The sequence below is a fragment of the Terrabacter sp. P5_B1 genome, assembly GCF_056400505.1.
On the sequence record NZ_JBFULD010000588.1, the window covers coordinates 1 to 1,013 of the forward strand.

At 70.6% G+C, this 1,013-nt stretch carries 2 protein-coding genes; both read left to right on the forward strand.

Annotation, left to right across the window (positions count from 1 at the left end; translation table 11 throughout):
- Positions 1 to 143: 143 nt before the first annotated feature.
- Positions 144 to 512: a VanZ family protein gene (locus AC1DP0_RS22230; RefSeq protein WP_478088805.1), complete on the forward strand. Its 369-nt coding sequence runs from the start codon at positions 144 to 146 to the stop codon at positions 510 to 512.
- A 290-nt stretch (positions 513 to 802) separates the two neighbouring features.
- A partial coding sequence (locus AC1DP0_RS22235; protein ID WP_478088808.1) for a hypothetical protein occupies positions 803 to 1,013 on the forward strand: 211 nt, incomplete at its 3' end.

The window sequence follows — 1,013 nt, forward strand, 5'->3', positions numbered from 1 at the left end:
GGTCGAGCCGGACGACGTCGGGGGACACGGCGGCCCGGCCGCTGCCGATGACGGTGACCGTGCGCTTGCCCATGGGGTTCCTCTCGTCACGGCCCGCGGAAGGGTTTCGGGCTCTCGTGGCAACCTACCTAGACTGCGATGCCATGACGACCCTCTCGCGACGTTCCGCGGCCCGCTCACGGGTCGCGGTCGGTCTGGCCGTCGCAGCCGTCGTCGTCCAGCTGCTCGTCCTCTACTGGCCTGTCGTCACCGTCGAGGGCCCGGTCAGCTGGACCGACAAGGTCGTCCACCTCCTCGTCTTCGCGGTTCCCACGTATGCCGTGGGGCGCGCCCTCGGGTCCGTGCGGACCGCCGTCCTGGTCTTCGCGATCCACGCCCCGGTGAGCGAGCTCGTCCAGCACTTCCTGCTCCCGGGACGCTCGGGCGACGTGTGGGATGCCGTCGTCGACCTCGTCGGGGTCGCGCTCGGGGCCGCCGTGCTGGTGGTCAGGGCACGGCAGCGCCGCTGGTAGACTGGGCGGCATCCGACTCCGAGGTCTCCTCGGATCACGACGGAAGAGATGGCGCCGGGGATGCCCGGGCGGGCAGGCTCGTCCGACGGGGTGACACCCCACCGGCAGATCGCGCAGACGGCGCGGCCCGGCACCGACGCGGAGCGGATCCGAACACCGGACGGCACAGATGCCGGGCACCGGTACACATGGGCGCAGACATTCCTGCGCCTGAGGCTCGTCTGCATGGTCGTGGTGTGACTCACGGCTCGAGGCGAAGTCTGCATCGAGTCAAGAGAGTTGAATACGCAATGCCCAAGCACACCTCCTCCGGCGCGCCCAAGAAGGCCCGCTGGTCTGCCGAGAAGAAGTCCGCCGCGACCAAGAAACCGCACCGCGGGCAGGGTGGACAGAAGTCCGCCGGTTCCTTCTCCGGCCCCAAGTCCTCCCGCCCGGCCTCGTCGGGCTCCTCCCACGTCGGTGGGCGCGAGTGGCGCGCCCCGCGTGACGAGCACCGCTCCT